Source organism: Desulfovibrio sp. 1188_IL3213 (assembly GCF_036763145.1).
GTDB lineage: Bacteria > Desulfobacterota > Desulfovibrionia > Desulfovibrionales > Desulfovibrionaceae > Desulfovibrio.
Map to the genome: position 1 here is coordinate 1 of NZ_JBAIYR010000581.1, position 1,189 is coordinate 1,189.

General features: G+C 59.2%; 2 protein-coding genes and 1 pseudogene. 1 reads left to right on the top strand and 2 read right to left on the bottom strand.

The genetic code is table 11. The features are described from left to right. The first annotated feature begins 29 nt into the window (after positions 1–29). Positions 30–224, top strand: a complete 195-nt coding sequence (locus V6C16_RS13760) for a hypothetical protein (protein ID WP_333535423.1) — start codon at positions 30–32, stop codon at positions 222–224. Between the two features lie 67 nt (positions 225–291). Here the strand turns inward: V6C16_RS13760 and ybaK are convergent, their stop codons facing one another. Then, a complete protein-coding gene (ybaK, locus tag V6C16_RS13765; protein WP_333535424.1) occupies positions 292–780 on the bottom strand; it encodes a Cys-tRNA(Pro) deacylase in 489 nt (162 codons plus the stop codon). Positions 781–818: 38 nt separating this feature from the next. Next, positions 819–1,064: pseudogene (locus tag V6C16_RS13770) on the bottom strand (response regulator); the annotation flags it as partial. Positions 1,065–1,189: the final 125 nt, after the last annotated feature.

A 1,189-nucleotide genomic window follows, 5' to 3' on the forward strand; every position in this document is an offset into this window, starting at 1 on the left:
GGGGGGGGGGGGGGGTGCGGATGAGGCGCGTGTCTCGTTTGCTGTGGGGCGCAAGCATGGCCGCAAGTTTTGCGCTCTGGTGGGTGTGGGCCAGGACGTGCGACTGGTCGGGCAGTATCCTGCCGCAAAACGGCGGCAGACTGCGGCGGGTGCATATCCCCGGCCATTGGGGCTGTCAGGCGGCGGGGACAGGTTTTACCGCAACTGACGGCCAGAATGTGTGAGGATGTACGCGGATACGCGAAGATGGACCAGTGCGTGGGGCATCAGTCCGGGTATCAGCCCTTGGTATCAGTCCGGGCGGGCGATAGCGGCGGTAACGCCGTCCACCGCCCGGAGCAGATCCTGGGAAGACAGGCAAATCTGTACGCCGCGCAGCCCTGCGCTTATATAGATGCTGTCTTGCTCAAGGGCGCTGGCGTCCACAAAAACGGGATAATTTTTCTTGCCGCCAAGGGGGGAGCAGCCGCCGCGCACGTAGCCTGTCAGGGGGCGCACGTCCTTGAGCGGAACCATTTCCGCATGCTTGTTGCCCGAGGCCGCCGCAAGGGCCTTGAGGTTCAGCTCGGCCCCGGCGGGTATGCAGGCCATGAGCACGCCTGTTTTGTCCCCACGGGCAACCAGGGTTTTGAAAACGCGCTGCGGCTCGACCCCGAGCCGGCAGGACATGGTGACGGCGGAAAGGTCGTTTTCATCCACGGCAACCTGATGCAGGGTGTGGGGGATGCCGTGTTTTTCCAGTTGGCGGGCGGCATTGGTCTTGGCGATCTTGGCGGACATGTTTTTCTTCGCAGGTTCTGGAGGCGTGGCAAGGGCGCTCAGCAGAGACCGAGCCACTGAATTATTTTGTTGCGCAGCGTTACCAGGTTAAAGGGTTTGGCAAGATAGTCGTCCATGCCCGACTGCATGATTTCATCCATGGTTTCTGGCATGGCTACGGCTGTCATGGCGATGATGGGTACAGCTTTGCCCTGCGGATTTCTGGGCAGGTTGAGGCGGATCTCACGGGTGGCGTGCAGGCCGTCCATGACGGGCATATACACGTCCATAAAGATCATGTCATAACATTGCTGTCCGGCTAAGGGGTAACAAAAAAGTCCAAAATCTCAGCAGTATGTGGTATAAGAAGTTACCACAACAACTTGCCACACAAGGAGATTTTGGACTTGAGCCATCATACTACACTCTT

Bases quoted from the DNA above. Each gene is read 5' to 3' on its own strand.
- ybaK (WP_333535424.1), bottom strand. From the start codon at position 780: ATGTCCGCCAAGATCGCCAAGACCAATGCCGCCCGCCAACTGGAAAAA.